Source organism: Sphingomonas sp. ACRSK (assembly GCF_022346685.1).
GTDB lineage: Bacteria > Pseudomonadota > Alphaproteobacteria > Sphingomonadales > Sphingomonadaceae > Sphingomonas > Sphingomonas molluscorum.
Genome location: NZ_JAKRNR010000003.1, coordinates 135934 through 158881 on the forward strand (window position 1 = coordinate 135934; position 22948 = coordinate 158881).

General features: G+C 67.9%; 14 protein-coding genes. 3 read left to right on the plus strand and 11 right to left on the minus strand.

All coding sequences use genetic code 11. The features are described 5' to 3' along the window. Positions 1 to 77 precede the first annotated feature (77 nt). Complete coding sequence (locus MHZ35_RS02965) at positions 78 to 1100, minus strand: LacI family DNA-binding transcriptional regulator (RefSeq protein WP_239434298.1); 1023 nt, start codon at positions 1098 to 1100, stop codon at positions 78 to 80. A 121-nt stretch (positions 1101 to 1221) separates the two neighbouring features. After that, the gene (locus MHZ35_RS02970; RefSeq protein WP_239434299.1) at positions 1222 to 3843 is read right to left on the minus strand and encodes a glycoside hydrolase family 3 C-terminal domain-containing protein; all 2622 of its coding nucleotides are present in this window, start codon (positions 3841 to 3843) and stop codon (positions 1222 to 1224) included. Between the two features lie 229 nt (positions 3844 to 4072). On the opposite strand from MHZ35_RS02970, the gene MHZ35_RS02975 reads away from it, so the two are divergent. From MHZ35_RS02975 to MHZ35_RS02985, 3 genes are all read left to right on the plus strand, one after another. After that, positions 4073 to 4903: a 2-keto-4-pentenoate hydratase gene (locus tag MHZ35_RS02975; protein ID WP_239434301.1), complete on the plus strand. Its 831-nt coding sequence runs from the start codon at positions 4073 to 4075 to the stop codon at positions 4901 to 4903. Further along, a complete protein-coding gene (locus MHZ35_RS02980) occupies positions 4884 to 6170 on the plus strand; it encodes an MFS transporter (RefSeq protein ID WP_239434302.1) in 1287 nt (428 codons plus the stop codon). Before MHZ35_RS02975 ends, MHZ35_RS02980 begins: the two co-directional genes overlap by 20 nt. Before the next feature lie 62 nt (positions 6171 to 6232). Then, entirely contained in the window at positions 6233 to 7852 is a 1620-nt protein-coding gene (locus MHZ35_RS02985; protein WP_239434303.1) for a family 43 glycosylhydrolase, read from the plus strand. A gap of 234 nt (positions 7853 to 8086) precedes the next feature. Here MHZ35_RS02985 and MHZ35_RS02990 read toward each other — a convergent pair whose 3' ends face one another. The 9 genes from MHZ35_RS02990 to kduI form a co-directional block, all read right to left on the minus strand. Next, on the minus strand, positions 8087 to 9271 hold the full coding sequence (locus MHZ35_RS02990; RefSeq protein ID WP_239434304.1) for a DUF885 family protein: 1185 nt from the start codon (positions 9269 to 9271) through the stop codon (positions 8087 to 8089). Further along, positions 9268 to 13104 (minus strand): LamG domain-containing protein, encoded by a 3837-nt coding sequence (locus MHZ35_RS02995; RefSeq protein ID WP_239434305.1) that lies wholly within the window; start codon positions 13102 to 13104, stop codon positions 9268 to 9270. The genes MHZ35_RS02990 and MHZ35_RS02995 overlap by 4 nt, the downstream gene beginning before the upstream one ends. Before the next feature lie 239 nt (positions 13105 to 13343). After that, positions 13344 to 14141 (minus strand): 2-keto-4-pentenoate hydratase, encoded by a 798-nt coding sequence (locus tag MHZ35_RS03000; protein ID WP_239434306.1) that lies wholly within the window; start codon positions 14139 to 14141, stop codon positions 13344 to 13346. Between the two features lie 55 nt (positions 14142 to 14196). Continuing rightward, complete coding sequence (locus MHZ35_RS03005; RefSeq protein ID WP_239434307.1) at positions 14197 to 15186, minus strand: alpha/beta hydrolase; 990 nt, start codon at positions 15184 to 15186, stop codon at positions 14197 to 14199. A 64-nt stretch (positions 15187 to 15250) separates the two neighbouring features. Next, positions 15251 to 18205: a TonB-dependent receptor gene (locus tag MHZ35_RS03010; RefSeq protein WP_446741007.1), complete on the minus strand. Its 2955-nt coding sequence runs from the start codon at positions 18203 to 18205 to the stop codon at positions 15251 to 15253. 287 nt (positions 18206 to 18492) lie between these two features. Further along, a complete protein-coding gene (locus tag MHZ35_RS03015; protein ID WP_239434309.1) occupies positions 18493 to 20067 on the minus strand; it encodes a carboxylesterase/lipase family protein in 1575 nt (524 codons plus the stop codon). Beyond that, positions 20054 to 21067: a PfkB family carbohydrate kinase gene (locus tag MHZ35_RS03020; protein ID WP_239434310.1), complete on the minus strand. Its 1014-nt coding sequence runs from the start codon at positions 21065 to 21067 to the stop codon at positions 20054 to 20056. The genes MHZ35_RS03015 and MHZ35_RS03020 overlap by 14 nt, the downstream gene beginning before the upstream one ends. Then, complete coding sequence (gene kduD / locus MHZ35_RS03025; RefSeq protein WP_239434311.1) at positions 21067 to 21822, minus strand: 2-dehydro-3-deoxy-D-gluconate 5-dehydrogenase KduD; 756 nt, start codon at positions 21820 to 21822, stop codon at positions 21067 to 21069. Before kduD ends, MHZ35_RS03020 begins: the two co-directional genes overlap by 1 nt. A gap of 147 nt (positions 21823 to 21969) precedes the next feature. Continuing rightward, positions 21970 to 22812 carry a 5-dehydro-4-deoxy-D-glucuronate isomerase gene (kduI, locus tag MHZ35_RS03030; protein ID WP_239434312.1) on the minus strand — a complete coding sequence of 281 codons (843 nt, stop codon included), beginning with the start codon at positions 22810 to 22812 and terminating at the stop codon, positions 21970 to 21972. Positions 22813 to 22948: the final 136 nt, after the last annotated feature.

Here is a 22948-nt window from a genome sequence, read left to right on the forward strand (position 1 = left end):
AGGCGGGCAGCCCGCCGGCAATGGGCGGGAGGATGCAAAAGCGGCTGGAGACTGTCCAGCCAATTTGTCAGATATCTTTAGAGCGGCGGTGCCGCGACCGAGGCGCGCCGGATCAGCGTCGACAGGAACAGCGCATGCTCGCCGTCCTCATCGCCGACACCGTTGCCGATGAGCTTGAGCGCGGCCGCCCGTGCCATGGTCTCGATCGGCCAGCGTACCGTGGTGAGAGGCGGCCAGAGGTGCGACGCGATGGTGGTGTCGTCAAAGCCGATGATCGACAGGTCGGCCGGAATCTCCAGCCCGCGCTGGCGGGCAACATGGATGGCGCCCGCCGCCATCTCGTCGTTGGAGGAAAAGATCGCGGTAGGGCGGGGCGAGAGGTCGAGCAGTCGCTCGGTCGCGCGCATGCCGGAATCGAAGGTATAGTCGCCGGGTGCGATCCAGGTGCGATCGAACGGCAATCCGGCAGCCTTCATCGCTTCCTCGTAGCCAGATTGGCGTTCGAGCGCGGAGCGGAAGCCGCGGGGACCCGCGATGACGCAGATGTGGCGGTGACCTGCTTCGATCAGATGGCCGATCGCGTGGCGGACCGTTTCGCGGTCGTTGGAGGCGACCATGTGCTCCGGCACGTCGAACGGGGCCGATCCCATGCGGACATAGCGGCAGCCGATGGACGCGCAGAGACCGGCGAGCTGGTCGTTCTCGGAAATCGGCGGCAACAGCATCACGCCATAGGGGCGCTGGCGTTCAAGGAAGCGGCGGATCTCGCCCAGCATCTCCGGGTCACCGCGGTCGACCGGATGAACCAGCAGCTCGAATTCGGTGTCGCGCAGCACCTCCAGAAGTCCGTGCTGCACGCCCAGCACCATCTGCGCATTGGGATTGTCGTGGATCAGCGCAATCACGAAGTTCCGACGCAGCGCCAGCGCACGCGCCTGCGGATTGGGCGTATAACCCAGCTCGGCGATCACCTGCTCGACGCGCTTGCGCGTGTCCTCGTTCAGGAGGTCGCTGTTGTTGATAACGCGGCTGACCGTCTTCTTCGAGACGCCAGCGAGACGCGCGACGTCGTTGATGGTGGGCTGGGAGGCCTTGGTCATGGCGCATCCATAGCGACCGAGCGAAGTTGTTTGCCAGCGGCATTTGGACGCACCCCTGCGGCAGGGGCGCGTCCGATGATCCGAACCGGCAGCGACGGGATCCGAGCCACTGGCAGTGTTTTCAGCGCGGCAGCAGCTTCTCGCCAGAGATTGCGAATGAAGCGGCTGCTCCGGCCGCTTGGGTGTGCCCCGGCCTCGACACCGGCTGGCCGCCACCAACCCAGAGGTCGACCTGGCCGGTGGAAATGCGACGGCGGCCCTGCGGGTCCACGTAGCTGAGCTGTCGGTCCTTCAGCGCGAAGCGAACGGTGCGCGTCTCGCCCTTCTTCAGGTGTACCCGTTCGAAGCTCTGCAGCGTGCGAATGGCAGCGCCGTCCTTCCCGGGATGCGCGACGTACAGTTGGACGACCTCGTCGCCGTCCATGCCGCCCACGTTGGTGACATCCACCGACACCGTCACCGAGCCATCCGCCTGGATCGTCTTGTCGCTGACGCGTGCATTCCGATAGGCGAAGTCGGTGTAGGAAAGGCCATGGCCGAAGGGGTAGAGAACCTCCCCGTTGAAATAGCGGTAGGTCCGCCCCTTCATCGCGTAATCGTCGAACGCGGGCAAATCGTCGGCGGACTTGTAGAAGGTGACCGGGAGGCGTCCGGCCGGGCTATAGTCTCCGGCGAGAAGGCCGGCGACGGCATGGCCGCCCTCGCCACCTGGATACCAGGCTTCCACGATCGTCGGGATGTTCTTGTCGGCCCAGTTCACGCTCAGCGCCGATCCGTTCATCAGCACCAGGACGACGGGCTTGCCGGTGGCATGGACCCGTTCGAGCAGCTTCTGCTGCGGTTCTGGCAGTTCGAGGCTGGTGCGATCACCGCCGGCGAAGCCCTTCGCCTGGACCTTCATCTCCTCGCCCTCGATGCGGGCGGAAAGCCCACCTACGAAGATGACGACGTCCGCCTGGCTGGCGGCTGCGACCGCATCGTCGCCATTGGCGCTCGGCAGGCTCCAGAGAAGCTGCTGCTGGCCACGCGCGCCGCGCTGGAAGCCCTCGACGCGGACGGCGTAGCTCTTGCCCCGCTTCAGGCGGATGGATCCCGACAAGATCGAGGGCGCGTCGCCCACGCCCCATTCGTCCACGACCAGCTTGTTGTCGATCCAGACGCGGTAGCCGTTCTCGCTGGAGAAGCGGAAGCGATACTCGCCGGTTTCCGGGGCCACCAGCGTGCCCGTCCAGCGTGCGGAGCTTTCGCGGTCGCCGCTCCACTCCACCCGTGCGTTGGTCGCGGCTTCCGTGGCGCTCGGCGCCCCCTGCAAGTCGCGGTTGGCGTAGTGCTGGACGCGGAGCCCCCGGAAAGCAGTGTCCGGCACCGGCGCTTCTGCCGGCCCGATGAGGCCCACGCCCTGCGCATGGAGGATCCGCGCGTTGGGATAGCGCGCGCGGATACCATCGAGCACCGTCACCGGCCGGGACGGCGTACCGTAGTAATTGCCCACCAGCGTATCGAAGCTGTCGGCGTTGGGTCCGATGACGGCGATCGTGCGCGGTGCGCTCTTGAACGGCAGCAGATTGCCCTGATTCTTCAGCAGCACCATCGACGCCTCTGCCATCTCGCGCGACTTGGCGCGATGCGCGGGCGTGTCGTAGTCCTTCGCCGTGATGGTCGGGAACGGCAGTTGCGGGTCGAAGAGGCCGAGCCGGATGCGCGCCTCGAACAGGCGCTGGAGCGACCGATCCACCGTCGCCTCGCTCATATGCCCCGCCTTGACGGCTGCGACGATGTTCTCCGGATCGGTCGTCATGCCGTTGCGGTAGTCGCCGCAGATCAGGTCCATGCCGTTCTCGAAGCCGGCTGCGACACCTTCCGGAGCGGTGTTGGTGTAGTGCAGCGCGTCCTTGCGATAGATGTTCGCCGCTGCCCCGCAGTCGGAGACTACATAGCCCTGAAAGCCCCAGTCGCGGCGCAGATACTGTTGCTGCAGCACCGCGTTGGCACAGCCCGGCACGCCCCAGACCGCATTGTACACGCACATGATGGAGGCGACCTTGCCCTCCGTCACCGTGGTACGAAACGCCGGCAGGTAGGTGTCCTCCAGGTCGTGGAGGCTCGGGTACACGTCTTCGCGATGGCGGTTGCTTTCCGGGCCGGAATGGACCGCGAAATGCTTCGAGGTCGCGATCGTCTTGAAGTACTTCGGATCGTCGCCCTGCAGGCCTCGGATGAAGGCGGTGCCGATCTGGCCCGTCAGATAGGGGTCCTCGCCATAGGTCTCCTGGCCGCGTCCCCAGCGCGGATCGCGGAAGATGTTGAGATTGGGGGACCACACGGTAAGCCCGCGATAAAAGTCGCTTCCGCCGTCGGGATGGCGCCGCTCGAGATATTTGGCGCGAAACTCGGTAGAGATCACATCGGCGGTATCCCGCATCCGATCGACATCCCATGTCGCCGCCATGCCGATGGCCTGCGGGAATACCGTTGCGATGCCGGCGCGCGCCACGCCATGCAGCCCTTCGTTCCACCAGTTGTACTTGGGGATGTCCAGCCGGGGCAGAGCAGGCGCGTCGTGGCCGAGTTGAAGCGCCTTTTCCTCAAGGCTCATCCTGGAGACGAGATCGCGGGCGCGTTCGGCAGGAGGCAGCTGCGGATTCCGATAGCGGAGCTCCGAGGGCACGGACTGCGCGGTGGCCACGCTGATTGGCGCAACCGACGACAGCAATAGAAGTCCGATCAGCAACGTGCGAGCCACGCGACACCTCCCCAATTTTTCTGTTTGGACCAAACTGTGCACATCGACGGCAGGCGGTCAACGAAAATGGTAACGCTATCTTGGACTGACTCTGCGCTTCCAAACGCAACGCGGCCGGCTGTCTGCTGAGGGGTTCTGAGCCCCCTTGAGCTCGGAAACCATAAACGGCCTTGCTCCTGACACCGGTTTCCAATAGCCATGCCTGCGAAATGCTGAGGATGTTCTGTCGATGAGTGGCGAAGAGGCGATCGCACGGGCCTTTGTGGAGGCTCGGCGTGCGGGTGCGGCGCTTCCCATCTATCCGGGCGGGCGTCCGACCTCGCTGGCCACGGCCTATGGCGTGCAGGACCATGCAATCTCCTTGCGTGGCGGTGCCGTCGCCGGGTGGAAGGTGGGCCGCGTTCCGGCGCCCCACAGCGACACGTTGGGCGTGCCTCGGCTCGCAGGGCCGATCTTCGCCGATCAGATCCAGAACGCCGGCGACGATCCGGCGGTGTTGCCGGTGATCGCGGGCGGCTTTGCCGCGGTGGAGGCCGAATATCTGCTGCGCATCGGCCGTTCGCCACGCCTGGGTACGCAGCGGATCTCACTGGAGGAAGCCGTCGATCTGGTCGACGCGGTGCATGTCGGGTTCGAAATCGCGAGCTCGCCATATGCGGGGATTAATGCGGACGGACCGCTGGTCACGATCAGCGACTTCGGCAATCATAACGCATTGCTGATCGGGGCGCCGGTGGCGGACTGGTCGAGCCGGGCCTTTGAGGACTGGCAGGTTGCGACCTTCGTCGACGACACCTGCGTCGGTGAGGCGAGCGCGCGCACCATGCTAGACGGACCGTTCGGCGCCGTCGCGTTCCTGATCGAAAGCCTGGCTGCGCGCGGCCGGACGCTGGAGCCGGGGCAATGGGTCTCCTCAGGCGCGGTGACCGGCGTCCACCAGGTGGTGGTCGGGGCACGGGTCGAGGCGCGGTTTGGAACACTTCGGGTGAGCGGCACGATAGAGGCCGCCGCCCGGCAGGAGAGTATGTCGGAGACGAAGCATGGAGAACGGACGGGCTGACCCGATTGCAGGCGCGGTAGCGCGGGCGGGTCGCTATCGTTGGGGGATCGTCGCGCTCCTGTTCACGGCGACGGTGATCAACTACGTCGATCGGCAGATGATCGGCGTGCTCAAGCCGACGCTGTCGGCGGACCTCGGCTGGAGCGAGACCGACTTCGCCGACGTGATCTTCTTTTTCCAGTTCGCCTATGCGATCGGCTACCTCGGCTTCGGCCGGATCATGGACGTGATCGGCGCGCGCTTCGGCTATGCCATCGCCTTCGTCATCTGGCAGATTGCACACATCGCCCATGGCGGCGCGTACAGCGTCACCCAGTTCGCGATGGCGCGCTTCGGCCTGGGCCTGGGTGAATCCGGCAATTTCCCCGCGAGCATCAAGGCGGTGACCGAGTGGTTCCCGGCGCGCGAACGGGCACTGGCGATCGGCGTGTTCAACGCCGGCGCCAATGTGGGCGCGATCATCACGCCGCTGGTGGTTCCGATCATCACCGTCACCTATGGCTGGCGCGCGGCGTTCATCATCACCGGCTTGGTCAGCCTGCTGTGGCTGGTCGCCTGGCTGATGATGTATCGACGCCCCAGTGAGCACCCCAGGGTAACCAACGAGGAGCGCGCCTGGATCGAGCAGGATCCCGCCGATCCGGTGACGGCGATCCCGTGGAAGCGGCTGATCCGCGTGCGCGAGACCTGGGCCTATGCGCTGGGCAAGTTCTTCATCGACCCGATCTGGTGGTTCTTCCTGTTCTGGCTGCCGGGCTATCTGGGCGAACGCTATGACCTGGACCTGCTGAGCTTCGGGCCGCCGCTGGTCGCCATTTATCTGCTGTCCGATTTGGGCAGCGTCGCGGGCGGGTGGCTGTCGGGCCGGTTCATCAACGCGGGCAAGAGCGTCAACTACGCGCGCAAGATGACCATGTTCATCTGCGCCTGCGCGGTGGTGCCGGTGTTCTTTGCCCAGTCGATCGACAATCTGTGGCTGGCGGTGCTGGTGATCGGCGTTGCGACCGCAGCGCACCAGGCGTTCTCGGCCAACCTCTACACGCTCCCGTCCGACCTGTTCCCGCGTGCGGCGGTGGGTTCGGTGGTCGGCATCGGCGGCACCGTGGGCGCAATCGGCGGCATGCTGATGGCCAAGTACGCAGGCTATGTCCTCGACAGCATCGGCAGCTATGTGCCGCTGTTCGCGGTGGCGGGCTCGGCCTATTTCCTGGCGCTGCTGTGCGTCCACCTGCTGTCGCCCAAGCTGGCGCGGGCGCAGGAAGTCTGAAGGCAGGCGCGGGCGGCGCACGCACGCCGCCCGCTGCCGCACCCCCAAGCTGGAGAAATGCGATGGGATTGAGCAGGCGCGACGCGCTGGGGACGGCGTTTGCCGGCGGTGCAGCGGCGATGCTGGGTGGAACGCCCGCACGGGCAGCGGGGGCGTCGGCGGCGCCTGAGGCTTGCAGGGCGGGCTCGGCGACGGACTGGAAGCGCGGATTCGACAACCAGCGGATCGCGGACCTGGGCGACGGGCGGTTCCTGAACCCGCTGCTGGCCGGCGACCATCCCGATCCGGCCATCCTGAAGGATGGACCGGACTATTACATGACCTTCTCCAGCTTCGACAGCTATCCCGGGCTGACGATCTGGCACAGCCGCGACCTGGTGAACTGGCAGCCGCGCAAGGCCGCCCTCAACCGCAACATCGGGTCGGTGTGGGCGGTGAGCCTGGAAAAGCACAAGGGGCGATATTTTCTCTACATTCCGGTGAAGGCCACGCCGAACGACATCTATGTCAGCTGGGCCGATCACATCGACGGGCCGTGGTCCGACCCCAAGTCGCTGGGGCTGCACGAGCATATCGACCCGTGCCATGCGGTGGCCGAGGATGGGTCACGCTGGCTGTTCCTGTCGGGCGGCGACCGCATCCGGCTGTCGGACGACGGGCTGTCGACCGTTGGCAAGGTCGAGCATGTCTATGACCCCTGGCGCTATCCGGACGAGTGGGACGTCGAGAGCTTCTCGCCCGAGGGCCCCAAGATCGTGCGGCACGGCGGCTGGTATTACCAGATCACCGCAGTGGGCGGAACGGCGGGGCCGCCCACCGGGCACATGGTGATCGTGGCACGATCGCGCTCGCTCCATGGTCCATGGCAGAATGATCCGGCCAATCCGGTGGTGCGGACCGAGGATGTGTCGGAACGCTGGTGGTCACGCGGCCATGCGAGCCTGGTGGAGGCGCCGGACGGGAGCTGGTGGTCGGTGTACCACGGATTCGAAAACGGGTTCTGGACGCTGGGGCGGCAGGCGCTGCTGGACCCGATCGAATGGACCGCCGATGGCTGGTTCCGGATGAAGGGCGGGGACCTGTCGCAGCCGATCGCCAAGCCGAAGGCCGGGACGGCACTGCCGCACGGGCAGCCACTGTCGGACGACTTCCGCACCCTGCAGCTGGGGGCGAAGTGGAATTTCTTTCAGCCCGGGCCGGACGAGGCCGCGCGGGCGCGGGTGGACAGTGGCGCGCTGGTGCTCAAGGCGACCGGCAAGGCTCCAAGCGACTCCTCGCCGCTGATGCTGATCGCGGGCGACCGGGCGTACCAGTTCGAATGCACGATCGAGATCGCAGCCGGGGGGACTGCGGGGCTGGTGCTGTTCTATGACGACAAGCTCTACTGTGGGCTTGGCTTCGACGAGACGCGGTTCGTGACGCACCAGTACGGCATCGAGCGCGGGCGGCCGGCGAACCCCTATGGCCGGCGCTTGCGGATGCGGGTGGCGAACAAGGAGCACATCGTGGCCATCCACCTGAGCGGCGATGACGGGCGGACGTGGAAGCGTTTCGACCGCGGGATGGAGGTCTCCGGGTACCACCATAATGTGCGGGGCGGGTTCCTGATGCTGCGGCCGGGGCTGTATTCGGCCGGAACGGGCGAGGCTCGGTTCCGGGATTTTCGGTATCGCGCGTTGTAGGGGTACGCGACCGGGTTCCGGCGGTGGCGGAAGCCGGGGTCGAGCAGGACAACGGATGGAGGCCGCGATACCCTGGGCTCCCGCTGCGCGGGAGCACGATGGGTGCCGGCGCGCGCGCTGCTTCTTGTACCCCGGCGGAGGCCGGGGTCCAGTTGCGGTGCAGTGGCGCTCGGTGCGCGTTCTTCCGGGGCCTTCCCGACTGGGCCCCGGCCTTCGCCGGGGTACGGGAGTGGTTCAGGCCAGGCGCTTCCAGTCACCATAGGCTTCGGTGCGCATGCGGCCGTGGCGAAGCATGGCCTGGTGGAACACCACCCGCCGCGCCACCGGTACGCGAGCGGCGGTGTCGGCGAGATCCAGCCAGGCCATCGCCTCGGCGGCGCGGGTGGCAGGTTCCTTGGCGATGCGGGGCAGGTCGATCTCGAACGGGGCGAAATAGCCGGGCTCGCCCTGCCAGGCAATCAGCTGCGCGCGGGTCTGGTCGATGCTCCATCCGTCGAGGTGGATGCCCAGATCCGCGAGGCCGCGGGTGACGCGGAACAGCAGCCAGTGGATGTGGCCGAGCTCGCCGAGCGGGTCGCCCTTGTAGACGCCGTCTGCGGCGGCGAGCTGTTCGGCATACATCCCCCAGGCTTCGGCATAGGAGGGGGCGTAGCGCTGGCGCAGCGGATGCGGGTCGGCAAGCACCTCCATCGGCATCTGCGTCATGTGGCCGGGGAGCAGCTCGTGGTGGACGGCGCCCGTGAGGCTCCAGCTGGGGCGGCGGGCGATGTCCTTGAGGTCGACGACATAGGCGCCGGGCTTTCCCGGGGTCGGCAGCTCGCGATAGCCGCCGCGGCCGGCGGCGAGTTCGGCGGGCGAGAGCCGGCGGGCGCTGACGTCGAGGCAGAAGGGCGGGACCGGCCCCAGCAGTGCGGGGATGCGCGCGCGGGCGGCGGCGAGGACGCGGTTCAAGTCGGCGACGGCCTGGTCGCGGCCGGCATCGCTGTCGGGATAGTGCCACTTCGGGTCGACGAAGAGGGCGCGGTAGCGTTCGCCGACCGCTCCCTGGGTACGGCCGAGGCCGCGGAACAGCCGGTCGGCGCGGGCGGTGAGGCGGTCGAGCTCGCGTGTTAGGCGACGGCGGGTGCGGGCGGGGGTGACGTTGGCGCCGCTGCGTTGCTGGAGGAGGAGGGCGTAGCGCTCGGCGCCGGTGGCGGTGGCGAGTTTCGCGTCGATCACGAGCCCCGCGCGGGCGGTGAGCAGGTCGAGGCGCTGGCCGGGCGGGAGCGCCCGGACGTCGAAGCTGGCGAGGTGCGCGAGGTCGCCGTCCTTGTCGGCCGCGTCCAGCGCCGCGCGGAGGTCGTCCCGGGTGCCCAGCGCGAGCGCCGGGGTGGCGAGGACGCCGAGCCCGGCCAGGACCACGCGCCGTGTCGCCTTCATTGCCGATCGAGCCCGGCGAGCGGGACCTGGTTGTTCTGGCGCGTCACCTCTGGGGCATCGCCAGGGAGGGCGATGCGGACCGAAAGGATGGCAGGATCGACGCCGCTGGGGATGGTCAGGCGCACGGTTGCGGTTTTGGGGGTGAGGTCGCTGGGGGCAGCGAGCGCCGGTACCGCCGCGCGGGCGACTTCGCGGCCGGTGGCATCGACCAGCGTCACCGCGCCGCCGGCGGCGGGCTGCGAGCCAAGGCTGTGGACCGTCACCGACACGCGGCGGCCCTGCACGATCACGTCGTCTGTGCCGATGCCGAGGTCGGGGCGCTGCTCGACCGGGCTGCTCGCTTGGCTGAGGGTGAAGTCGAGCACGGTGGTGGTGCCGGGGGCAAAGGTCACTTCCGTCGAGGCGCTGCGCTCCAAAGTGAGCTGGCGCGTCTCGACGGGGGTGAGGGTGCTGCCGCCGTCGCTGCTGGTCGCCGCCTTCACGGTCCAACTGCCGGCGGTCACCGTCCACCCGGTCATGGTCGCGCGCTGGGGCTGGTTGGTGATGTTGTAGGCGATGACGCGGAAGCCGTCGGGCCCTGGGTTGGGGACGAGGATCGCGACCTGGGTGGCGGCCTCGGGCTGGTCGAAGCGCCAGCTGACCGTGTTGCCGGGCCAGGTCTGGTTGCGGCGCAGGGCAATGCCGCCGAGGCGCTCGCGCTGGAGGATCTCATTGGGCTGATCGACGCGGTCGGACCACCAGTGCCCTTCCGTGTACATGTACATGTGCTGCGCCTTGTCGGCGATGGCGTCCGCGTGGAGGCGTTCGAGCCAGCTGCGGTCGCCGGTCGCGGCCCAGGCGCTGTAGAGCGCGAAGGGATCGCCCGAAGCTTCGGCCTTGGTCGGTGCGGTGGAGAGGAGCTGGCCGCCCATCGGCAAGGCGTGGAAGGTGTTCTCGTTGAACTCCGCGAGTGCGGCGAGGCCGGCTTTCGCGAGGCGCGTCTCGATCGGGCGGAGGTATTTGGCATCGCCGGTAAAGCGCCATGATGCCCAGGCGGACTGGAGCGGGACGGTGGCGCCGCCGCCGTCGCCGACGCGCGTCGCATCCGTCCGCCAATTGATCTCGTTGGGATAGCTCCAGTTGCCGTCGGGGCCTTGGGTGCCATGTGCCATTAGCCCATCGACAACGCCGGTGACGAGCCCGCGCGCGGTCGGGCTGGCGTTGTAGAGGCCGAGCAGGATCGGGCCGTGAAGGACGGTGAAGCTGTAGGGCTTCTGCCACTCGAACGCGCCCTCGCGATAGACCTTGCGGGCGCCGTACCAGTTCGAGGAGAAATGGAGGTGCCCGGCCGGGTTGCGGGTGATGATGTCGCCGAGCGCCCTGGTGGTGGCCATGATCCGCTCGACCGTGCGCGGCTCGCCCCAGTTGAGGTAGAGGCGTTCGGCGTCGGCGTTGAGACCTTCCTCATAGGCGTGGAGCTCGTCGGTGGTGAGCACGCCCAGGCCGTTCTCGATCATGCCGTTCTTGTAGACGGCCTCGTCCAGCGCGCGCAGCGACGCGTTGATCTTGTCGGGGTCGACGCCCATCAGCGCCAGGCCGGGCCATTGCTGCGTCAGGTCGGTGTCGTCGGAGATGCCGCCGCCGAAGTCGCCGTACGGCACCTGGCGCTCGTCGATCCACCAGTTCACGAAATGGCGGGCGAGCTTCAAATCCTCGAGCTGGCGGAACGCCCAGAGCGGCACGCCTGCGGGCGGCTGTGGCTGGGTGAAGGCGGGCATGTTTTCCGGGCGGTAGTTGATGTCCGCCCAATAGCGCCGCGCCTCCGCATGATCGGGATCGACGCGCAGCAGGTCGGAGATGTCGGCAAAGACGCGGCGGTAGAGACCGGCGTTCTTGGACGCGGTGTGCTCCTCGACCAGGAAGCCCCAATTGTCCTTCACCTGGTTGAAGCGATCGGCGACATGCTCCTTGGCAGCGTCCGCGCGGTCCTTGAAGACGAGGCGCAGCTTGGCACCGTTGAGCGCATCGGCGTTGAAATCGGGGGCTGCGGACGCGATCGTCAGGAAGAGGCTGTCGTTGGTGAGGATACGGTCGCGCAGGTCCAGCCACAGCGTGCGCGCCTCGCCCGGGCGGACGGAGACCTGCACGTCGATCATCTGGCGATCCGGCCAGATCGGATCGTGGACGACGATGCTGAGCGGGATCAGGCCCTTGGCGTCGGGTTTGAGCTGCATCGCGGGCAGGTCGATGGCGATACCGTCGAGCCCGGCGTGAAGGTTCTGCCAGCCATAGTCCCAGGCGCGCGCCAGCGGCCTGTCCGGAAAGGCGTCGCCGAAATTGGAGGGCACCAGCAGGTGGACGATCGGGCGCGCGTCGGCGCGGCGGACGGCGGCGCCGCTCTCGGCCGAGCTACCGGCGCCGACCGCGGTCTTGATGCCGCCCGCCGGCATGGCGACGGCGGTGGCCTGCTCGTCCGGGGCATAGCGGCCCGCGACATAGGCGTTGAGGGCGGAGAGGGCGGGAAGCTGCGACGATGCCTTGGCATCGACGACATAATCGAGGCCGAACAGGCCCTTGGGAGGTGTTCCTGCCGTCACGTTATAGGCCCAGATCTCTTGGATCGGCTGTTCCTGCATCACATTTGTGAAGCGCAGGCGGCCCCCCGCCCTGGTGGCGAAACTGTCGCTGGTGCGGACGACGCCTTGGGGGCGCTTGGCCAGCGTCGCATAGTCGCCGCCCTCCGGCGCATAGGCGAGCGTGCCGTATGCGGCGCCGCGGACGGCGACGCGGTTGAAGCGCTCGCCGGAGGGGACGGCGAGGTCATAGGTCTTGCCGCCCTCGACATAGACGTTCCAGTCGGGGAGCTGGAAATAGTCGTCACGGCCGGGAAGCTTGGAGCGGTTGTAGACGCCGGGCCAGGTGGTCTCCGGGATGCCGTCGACACCCTTCCACATCCACTGCTTCAGGTCCTTTGCGTCGGCGAACTCGACCTTGCGGATGGAGGTGGCGGCGTCGGCGAGAACGGGCGGGCTCTGCCGGTCCCACCCGTAGCGGTGGAGCCAGGCAGTACGACGGGCAGCGGCATCGTCGGCCGGGAACGCGGGGGGCTCCTGCTTGGCAGCGAGTGCCGTCACGCCGGTGGGTGCGAGCATCCGGTCGTAGACCCGCAGGTCGTCGACGTCGGAACCGCGCATGAAATTATAGCGGCTCTGCACCTGGTGGGGCGAGATCACGCGGCCGGCGAGACCGAACTGGTCGAGGCCGGAATCGAGGTTGGCGACCTGGCGCTTGGCGGCGACTTCGCGGCCGTCGACATACAGGCGGACGCCCACGGTCTCGTCCCAGGCGAAGGCGAGGTGGTGCCAGGCATTGGCGTCGGGGATTTGCGGGATGGTGTAGGAGACGCGGATCCGCGCGAGGTTGGCGTCAGTGACAAAGGCGTCGAAGCCGTGGCCGTTCCAGTCGATACGCAGGAACGCCATGTCCCAGCTGGTGTGATCGGCAAATCCGGTGCGGAAGATCACGAAGGGGACGTCGTTCAAGGGATCGCGCGCACGCCACCAGAAGGCGAGGGTGCCGCGCTCGGCGCGCATGTTGCCGGGTGCCTTCCAGGCGACGTAGCCGGCGTCCGACCAGCGCGCCGCGCCGCCGATTGCGCCATCGGCAATGATGCTCATGCCGCTGCGGAAATTGGGGACGGGATCGCCGGAGGCGTGCTCGGCCGTGAAGCCCGTGTCGAGCGTGGCGTGGAAAATGAGGCTCTGGTCGGCGGCAGGCGCCTGGGTCTGGGCTGCGGCCGGGGCGGCGAGGAGGGCGACCGCGAGGGCCAGCGCGGAAACGGGGGAACGGGTCATTCTCTCTCCTCGGGCCGGCGGAGGTGCGGAGTGGTCCCCGTCTGTTTGGCCGGTGGCGGGCATTGGCTGTGCGGTCGACGGCTAGGGCAGGAGGCGGAAGGCGGCAGCTGGACTTGTACCCCGGCGGAGGCCGGGGTCCAGTTGGGAAGGCGTCCGAGGGGAAGGGCCCAGCCCGACCCGCACCGCAACTGGACCCCGGCCTTCGCCGGGGTACGGCAGCATGGCGTGGTTGGGGATCGTCACCGCGCCACGATGGTGCAGGCGGTGGCGAGGCGATTGTCGAAGCGGACGTCGACGCGGGCGCCGAGCGACACCAGGTGGACGCCGGTGACGGCACCGGACGAGATCCAGTCGCCCGGCTGGAGCGCGATGCCGCGGGCGGCGAGCAGCTCGAACAGGAAACGCGCCGCGCCGAAGGGACCGTCGAGCATGGTGGCGGCGGTGGCGGCGCCGATCGGGGCGCCGTCGATGGTGAGCTCGACCGGCCAGTCCGCGATGCCGGCATCGCGCCAGTTGTCGATCGCCTCGCCGATCACCAGGCCGTTGTTGTTGCCATAGTCGGAGATGGTGACGGTCGCACCGAGCGCGTTGATGCCGGGAAAGGGAGAGCTGGCGATCTCGATGCCCGCGTGAACGGCATCGACCAGGTTGATCGCCTCCTCCATCGTATAGTGGAGCTTGGCGGGATCGGGCGCGGTGCCGACGCGCAGCAGGAACTCGGCCTCGGCCGCGGCAAATCCGCCGCGGAATACCGGCATGGCGACCGGCGTTCCAGCGCCCTTGGCGGTGACGATCTGGTCGGCAAAGATCGGGCCGGCGAGGCGGTTCACGCCCTCGATCGGCGGGTCGATCTTGCCGACCTTCCACCCCGCGACCCGGCGGCCGTCGAGCGCGAGGGCGCGATCCTGCACCGCATAGGCCTCTGCCAGCGCAGCGGGGATGGTGCCGGGATAGTCGACGATCGCCACGCCCTCACGGCGCGCACGCACGAAGGACTCGGCGATGCGTTCGATATTCTGCTGCAGTACGGTCGCCACCTGGAGCTTCTCCAATCCAATATCTGAAACCGGTGTCAACGACACCGGTTCGCGTTCAGCCGAAGCCGTGCGTTCTTGCCCAGCGCGCGAACAATTCGGGCCAGATCGCCGCCGGCTTGCCCGCCGCACCGCGGATGCCGAAGCCGTGGCCGCCCTCGGTAAACAGGTGCGTCTCGACCGGTACGCCAGCGCGCTTGAGCGCGGCACGCAGCGCGAGGCTGTTTTCGACCGGCACCGTTGCGTCATCCTCGGCATGAACCAGGAAGCAGGGCGGGGTGGTGGCGCGGACGTTGTTCTCGGGGCTGTGCGCAGCTTCGAGCGCGGGCGTGGGGTTGGCGCCAAGGAGCTGCGTGCGCGATCCGCCGTGCGCGACGGGAAGGCGCATCGACTGCACGGGGTAGATGGGGGCGGCAATGTCGGGACGGGCGCTCAGCCGGTCCGCGGCATCCACCGGCGCATAGACGCGCGCATCGTAGCGGGTGGCGAGGTCACCGCAGACATGCCCGCCGGCGGAAAAGCCCATCGCGGCGACGCGATCCGGGCGGATGCCATAGCTCTGCGCCCGCGCGCGGATGAGGCGCATCGCTCGCTGGCTGTCCTGGAGCGGGGTATCGGGGCCTGCGGCCCACCCATCGCCTGGCAGGCGGTAGAAGAGCACGAACACGGTCCACCCCCGCTCTGCGAGCCAGCGGCCGATCTCGAAGCCCTCCTTGTCGAGGACGACGCGGACATAGCCACCGCCGGGTGCGACCATCAGCGCCGATCCGTTGGGCTTGCGCGGGCGGAACACGACGAGGCGCGGCCGGTGGGTGCCGGTCACGGCGCGGTCGGAAAGGGCGGGATCCTTGCTGCGTTCCTCGATCCGCTCGACCGGCAGCGTGGCAGGGGCGCCGGGAGCGCCGTTCGGCCACAGCTCGAGAATCTCGGTGGGATCGGGGGACGTGCCCCGGGCCGGCGGGGTGGGTTGCTGGGCCCGCGCGGAGCCTGCGGCGGCCGCAGCCATCACGGAGCCGAGCGCAGCCAGCGTCTGTCGCCGATCGATCATGGAGAATTCCCGCGGAAGAAAAGAAGGGCGCCCCAAGGGAGGGGAGCGGGGCGCCCGGGACGACCTACATCTTGAAGCGGCCGCCGATCAGGAACGTCCGCCCGAAGTGGTTGGACTCGTAGTTGCGCTTTGCGTCGATATCGACCCACCGATCGCGATATTCGTCGGTCAGGTTGGTGCCTTCCAGCGACAGTTCGAAGCTCGGCGTCACCTTGTACCGCAGCGATGCGTCGACGTTGACCGTCTCGTCATAGCCTTCGAACAGGTTGCCGGTCGCCGAGGCGCCGTCGATGTACGGGCTGCGATAGCTGACCGATGCGCGCGCGGAGAATTTCGCATCCTCATAGTAGAGCGTGCCGTTGTAGGCGCGCTTCGACAGGCCGTAGAGCGTCGCGTCCCGGGTGGTGTTGGGAAGCGCGCCGAGCGTGCCGCCGGGGATCGGTGCGCCGGTCGGGCTGACGCCGGGCTGGATCACCTCGGTCGCCGGACCACCTTGCGAGTAGCTGGCGCTGGAGTCGACGAAGGTGGCGTTGGCGAGGAAACCGAAGTTCTTGAGGAAGCCCGGCAGGAAGGTGAAGCTCGCCTGGAGCGAGATTTCCATGCCCTTCAACGACGCACCCTCGCCGTTCACCGGGCCGCTGATCTGCCACAGCTGTCCTTCCGGGGCCTGGGCGGCCGGCGAACTTGCCGGGATCACGCTGAGCGGCAGGCCCGTCGAGGCGAAGGTGCCGCTGCGGGTGCCGGAGACCGGGAAGCTGGCGATGTTCTTCTTGAACAGCGCGACCGAGAACAGCGACTGGGGCGCGAAGTAATATTCGGCCGACAGATCGAAGGAGGTGGCGCGGAACGGATCGAGCTGCGGATTGCCGAAGTTGACGCGGTAGTTGAACCCGTCGACCGAGCCTCCCGGCGTCAGGCTGCCCAGCGAAGGCCGGGTGATGACCTTCGAAATGGCGCCGCGTAGGACGATGTCCTCATGCGGGAACAGCGCGACGTTGATCGCCGGCAGCCAGTCGTCATAGCTGCGCTCGACGGTCACGGGCGTGTTGGTGGTGACGCCGCCCGCCGTAGCCGAGGTCAGGCCGGTCGACTTCTGTGCGGTGTGCGCATAGCGCATGCCGGCGTTGGCCGCGTAGCGCAGGCCGAACAGGTCGCCTTCCATGTCGAACTGGACATAGCCGCCGGTCACTTCCTCGGAGACGCTGCGGGTGTCCCCGACCAGCACATTGGCGGTGCGATCATAGAGGCCGGTGTAGTTGGCCGCCGCATCGATGTTCGGGATCAGGAACTCGGTGGTGGTGCCGCCGGGCTGACCGGCCTTGCCAAGGTTGAACAGCTCGCCGAGGTTCCCCGCCGGGAAACCGTACACCGCCGTCGGGCCGATGTTGCTGTTGGGCGTGCAGGTGATGGTGCCGAGCACCACGTCGGTGCCGCCGGCGTTCGGGCATACCACCGCATCGCGCGAGAAGCCCTGGGTATCGAACGAGAAGCGGCGGTACATCGCCCCCGACTTGATCTTCAGCCCCTCCGTCACGTCCCACTCGGTCCGCAGCTGGACCGTGCGGAAGTCGTTGACCGTCTTGGACGGGCGGTCGCGGATCTCCGAGAGCTGGAAGTTGGCCGGATCGGTGACGCTGGTGCCGAAGCTGATCACCGGGCGCTTCATGTTGCTATAGTCGTAGCTGAAGCCCTGCGCGTCGCGATCGTCGAACACGAAGGTGGTCTCGACCGGGATGGTGGCGTTAGACTTGGAATAGCCGCCCATCAGCGTAAACCGGAACGTGTCGCTGACATCCTGATCCCAGCTGCCGCCGATCTGGTAGAATTCGGTCTGCGACTCGCGAAGATAATGCTCGGTGCGCACCCAGGCGTCGTCGATCGTCGCGGAAATCAGGTTGTTGTTGTCGTCGATCGTATAGTCGCGGACGTTCATCTGGCGCTCGTTGGAGCGCAGCAGCACTTCGCCCCACTTCTCCTCGCGGGTCTCCTTGAAGCGGGAATAGAGCGCGTCGATCGAGACCTTGGTCGCGTCGGTCGGCGCCCACTGGACGCTCCCGGTCAGGCCCAGGCGCTCGCGATCATGACGGACCGAGCCGTAGCGCGGGATGCGCGGGTGGAAGGCGAGCCCGACCTGGTCGCAGACGCCGCCGGGGGTGCCGACATAGGTGCCGCCGCGGTTGGGCTGCGAGAAGCAGGGGGTGCCGTCGACCGAATCGAACACGCCCTGGGCCCAGCGCACGGTGTTGTTGCCGAGCTCCAGGTTGTTGGTGCTCTGGTACGCACCCGAGATCGCGACGCCGAAGGTGCCCGCGTCGTTCTTGTACGACAGCAGGCCGGCGAGACGCGGACCCCAGTTCTCCGAAAGGTCGTTGTACGACGCCTGACCCGAGGCGACGAAGGTGACGCCGGTCTTGCCGGCCAGCGGGTTGCCCGTGTTGAGGTCGACCACGGCGCCGAGCGACCCTTCGTCGAGCGAGGCCTCCGCGGTCTTGTGGACGACGATGGAGTTGAAGAGCTCCGACGCGAACACGTTGAAGTCGAAGGCGCGGTCACGGTTGGAACTGGCGCCGTCGGTGGAGGTGGCGACCGTCTCGAGCCCGTTGACGCGGACGCGGGTGAACTGGGCGCCGAGACCGCGCACGGTTATCGCGCGGCCTTCGCCGGCATCGCGCTGGATCGAGATGCCGGGAATGCGCTGCAGCGACTCGGCGAGGTTCTGGTCGGGGAACTTGGCGATGTCTTCCGCCACGATCGCATCGACCGAGGAGACGGTGTTGCGTTTCAGCGCGATCGCGGCGCCGAGCGACTGGCGAAAGCCGGTGACGACGATGTCGCCTCCCGTGTCCGCTTCGGGCGGTGCGACCTGGGCAGCGGGGTCGGGCGTCGCCTGATCGGCCGGTACGATCGCGGTCTGGGCCGGCGACGGATTCTGCTGCGCCGGGGTGCCGGGTGCGACCGTCTCCGGGACCTCGGCGGCTTGGGCGAGGGCCGCCTGCGGAAGCAGCAGTGCGGCGGACATCGCGCCGAGCGAAACGCCGGCCAGGCGCAACGATCCGCGGCACGTACGACGGGACATGGTCATGCGTAATCTCTCCCCTCACGGCCGACGTCTGGCATCGGCAACGATTCCTGACACGCTGTATCGCGCACGGTTCGGGAGGGCGGGCGACGGGCCCGCGTCCGACATCCTCTCGATCCGACGCTTGTCTGGCGCGTCGTTCAACCGGCCTGTTTTGCTCTAGTAACCGGTGTCATAGACATGCGGCCGATCGGAACCGGTGTCAACCGTCTGCCACATGGTGGATTTCAGGTGCCCGGCTGGATGTAGGGCACGCGGGCGAACAGCTCGCGCTGCCAGCGGCGGGGGTCGTCTTCCACCCGCGAGCGGGTGTCGAAAACCATCGTACTGCGCGTCGCCAGATCGTAGCTCGGCCAGTGCGGTAACCCGGCATGGTTCGGGTTGCCCGTCTTTGTGAAGGCGACGAAGCTCTCCTGGATGGCTGCCGAGGCCGTGCGCGCATCCGCGGCGGTGCCGGTCTGCGCCCCTTCGGCATCGAGCGTGCCGAACACGAGCGGGATATCCATGGTGTGGAAGGCTCCGCGCCGGGGGTCGGTGCGCGATCCGAAATCGAGCTGATAGACCCAGCCCGGAGCGCCGGCGCGCGCGCGCTCCTCCGCCTCGATCACCTGGCCGCGCCAGCTGCGCCCGCAGGTGGTGGCGTCGTAGAAGACCTGGGTGGGCGTCCAGCTCGGGAAGTGCTCGCGATATTGCGCGACGACCCATTCGGGCAGGATGTCGATGCGCAGCTCGGGTGCGATGCGATCGGCGACATTGTCCCAGGTGAGCCCCTGCACCTTTGGACTGTCCGGGCTGAGGAAGGCGCGGGTCTCGTCATGCGTGTTGCCGAGCAGCATCGGGATGGCGAGGCCCTGCGGATGGGCGTCGGGCCAGAAGGGGTGGCGGGTCATCCACCTCATGTCGAGCACCGGGCCGAAATAGACGCCGCCGCCCAGAATTGGGTCGGTCGCGTCGAGGGCGTCCACGAGCCGTTCGGTGGGCATCGCCAGCAGCGGGTCGAGGTTGGTTTCCGTCACACCGAGCCGCTGCAGATAGGCACGGGTGCGGGCGGTGGCGTTGAGCGGCCCAGAAGCGGTGACCTGCTGTCCGCTCATGGTCGCAGCGCGGTGGAACAGGCCCTTGGCTGTCGGCATCGCCATCATCGTCGCGATCTTGGCGCCACCGCCGGACTGGCCGAATACCATCACGCAGTCCGGATCGCCCCCGAAGGCGGCGATGTTGTCGCGCACCCATTGCAGGGCGAGGATCAGGTCGAGCTGGCCGAGGTTGCCGCTGTCGGCGAAGCGCGGATCGAGGCGCGCCAGGTAGAGGTAGCCGAAGGCGTTGAGGCGGTGGTTGACGGTTACCACCACCACGTCGCCGCGCGCGGCGAGATGATGGCCGTGCGTTTGCGGATCGGTGACGCTGCCGTTCGAATAGGCGCCGCCGTGGATGTAGAGCATTACCGGCTTCTTGGCGGCGCCGCGCGGCTCTGCGGTCCAGATGTTGAGGAACAGGCAATCCTCGGACCGGGGCTCGTCGCTTTCGGCTTTTTGCGGGCAGATCGGCCCGAAGCGCTGGGCGAGGACGCGGGTGCCGGGCTGGGAGACTGGCACGGCGGCACGGAATCGTTCGGCCCGGCCGTAGCGGATGCCGCGAAAGGCGTGGACGTCGTCCTCGCGGGTGCCGACGAAGTCGCCGGCAGGCGCTCGCACGGTGCCGGCCGGGGCGGCCTTCGCCGCGCTCGCCGCCCACAGGGCCGCGCCGCTTGCCGCCACGCCGGTGAGGGCGCCGCGGCGGGTCCAGCCGTCAGCGGCGGACATCAAGCCCGCCTTGGAGATACGCGTCGAGATCGGCCTGACGGAAGATGCTCGCGTCGCCCGGCAGCGAATGCTTCAGGGCGGTGAGAGCGAGGCCGGTGTGCGCGGCGGTGTCGAGATCGTCGCCGCGGCGCAGCGCGTGGAGCACGCCTGCCGCAAAGGCGTCGCCGCCGCCGATGCGGTCGACTATGCCGGCGAGTTCCATCTCCTCGGTTTGGGCGGCCCGATCGCGCGCGTCGATGCGCGCGGAGAGCCGGTGGAGGTCGACATGCTCGACGTGACGGGCTGTGGAGGCGATCATCTGGAGCTTGGGGAAGGCGGCGAAGGCGGCTTCGGCGGCCTCGCGCCGGCGCCCCTCGGCATTGCTCGAGAATGTGCGGTCGAGCAGTAGCGCGATGTCGAGGTGGTTGCCGAACATCAGATCGGCATGGGAAACCAGCTCGGTCAGGATGGTGCGCGGATCGGAATCCCAGCGCTCCCAGAGCTTGGCGCGGTAATTGCCGTCGAACGAGATGGCGATGCCACGCGCGGCCGCTGCGCGGACGGCGGCAAGCGCGCTCTCGGCGGGCACGGGCCCCAGCGCCGGGGTGATGCCCGACAGGTGGAGGCGGTCGACGCCGTCGAGCAGCGTGTCCCAATCCCAGGCCTCGGCCGGTGCCTCGGCGAAGGCGGAATGAGCGCGGTCGTAGATGACTTCGGTCGCGCGCATGCCCGCGCCTGAGGTGACGAAATACAGCCCCATGCGGTCGCCGCCGAGCTGGATGCCGCGCGTGTCCACGCCATGCCCGCGCAGGGTGCTGATCGCGGCGCGGCCGAGATCGTTGTCGGGCAGGCGGCTCGCAAAGGCCACGTCGTGGCCGAGGCGGGCGAGCGCTGTCGCGACATTGGCCTCGGCGCCTGCGACCCACAGGTCGAGCTTGGGCGTCTGGAGCAGCAGTTCCCGTCCCGGCGGGGACATGCGGTACATGATTTCGCCAAAGGCGAGCAGGCGCTGCGTGGTCATCAGCGAGCCAGCCATCCGCCGTCGACGGCGAGGATATGGCCCTGGACGTAGTCGGCGGCCCGGCTGGCGAGGAACACGGCGGCCCCGCCGAGATCGGACGGATCGCCCCAACGTCCCGCAGGGATGCGATCGAGGATCGACTTGTTGCGGACTTCGTCCGCCTGGAGTGCGGCGGTGTTGTTGGTCGCGATGTAGCCCGGTGCGATCGCGTTCACGTTGATGCCCTTGGCCGCCCATTCGTTGGCGAGCAGCTTGGTGAGGCCACCGATGCCCGACTTGGATGCGGTATAGCTCGGCACGCGGATGCCGCCCTGGAAGGTCAGCATGGAGGCGATGTTGATGATCTTGCCGCCGCCGTTGGCGATCATGTGGCGGCCGGCCGCCTGGCAGAGGAAGAACACCGACTTGAGGTTGGTGTCGATCACCGCGTCCCAATCCTCCTCGGTGAAGTCGACCGCGTCGGCGCGGCGGATGATGCCGGCGTTGTTGACGAGGATATGGAGCCCGCCGAGCTTTGCCGCCGTCTCCTCAATCACGCGCCCGACCGGCTCGATCGTGGAAAGGTCCGCGGAGACGATCTCTGCCCTGCGGCCGAGCGCGCGCGCCTTGGCGACGGTGTCCTCGGCCGGGGTGCGGCCGACCGCGGCGATGTCGGCGCCGGCTTCTGCAAGCGCGAGGGCGATGGCCTGGCCGATGCCGGTGTTGGCGCCGGTGACGACCGCCACCTTGCCGGAAAGATCGAAGGGATTGGTCATTTGCAACTCCTCCCCTCCCTGGAAGGGAGGGGTAGGGGGTGGGTGCGCGTCGCGAAGCGGCGCGCTCTTGGCTGGCGGAGAGAGCCGAGCCTGGCGGCTCGGAACCCACCCCCAGCCCCTCCCTTCCAGGGAGGGGAGCATAGGGAGTTACGCCAGCTGGCAGATGTCCAGCACGTTCATGTCGGTATAGTCTTGGTTCTCACCGGCCATCGCCCAGATGAAGGCATAGGCCTTGGTGCCGGCACCCATGTGGATCGACCACGGCGGGGAGATCACGGCTTCCTCGTTGGCGGCGACGATGTGGCGCATCGCTTCGCCTTCGCCCATGAAGTGCATGACGCGGTCACTATCGGGGTTGTCGAGCTCGAAGTAGCAATAGATCTCGCTGCGGCGCTCATGGATATGCGGGGGGATGGTGTTCCACACGCTGCCGGGCTTGAGCACCGTCAGGCCCATCACCAGCTGCGCGCTGTCGCACACGCCGGGGATGACGAGCTGGTAGATGGTGCGCTCGTTGGATTCCTCCAGGCTGCCGCGCTCCAGCGCCTTCGCGTCGGCGATGCCGAGCTTGCGGGTCTGGAATTCCTTGTGGGCGGGGCAGGACGCCAGATAATAGCGTGCCCCCTGGCCGGCGAACACGACCTCCTTTGCCCCCATGGTGACGTAGAGGCAGTCCTTGTTGCCCAGCGTGAACGTCTCGCCATCGACGGTGACGGTGCCTTCGGTCTTGCCGATGTTGACGATTGCGAGCTCGCGGCGCTCCAGGAAGGGATGGCCGGCGGCAGACGCGGGCTCCGTCTGGGCGGGCAGCTTCACGGGCTCGGCGCCCGGGGCGACCCCGCCGATCACGAAGCGGTCGGCATGGGTGTAGTTGAGTACGCACTCACCCTCGCGGAACAGCCCTTGGATGAGATAGCGGTCGCGCAGTTCCTCGTTGGAGACGCACTCCATCATGTCGGGGTGGGTGGCGTAATAGGTGCGTTCGAACATGGTGGCTCCTCTTGGAACGTCAGGCGGCGCGGTGCGCAGCGGAAAGGCGGGCGAACGAGGGGGCGCCGAGCGCGTGGAGACAGCGGTACGCTTCGGACGGGCGTGCTGCAACGGGCACGCGCGTGCTGACCACCCC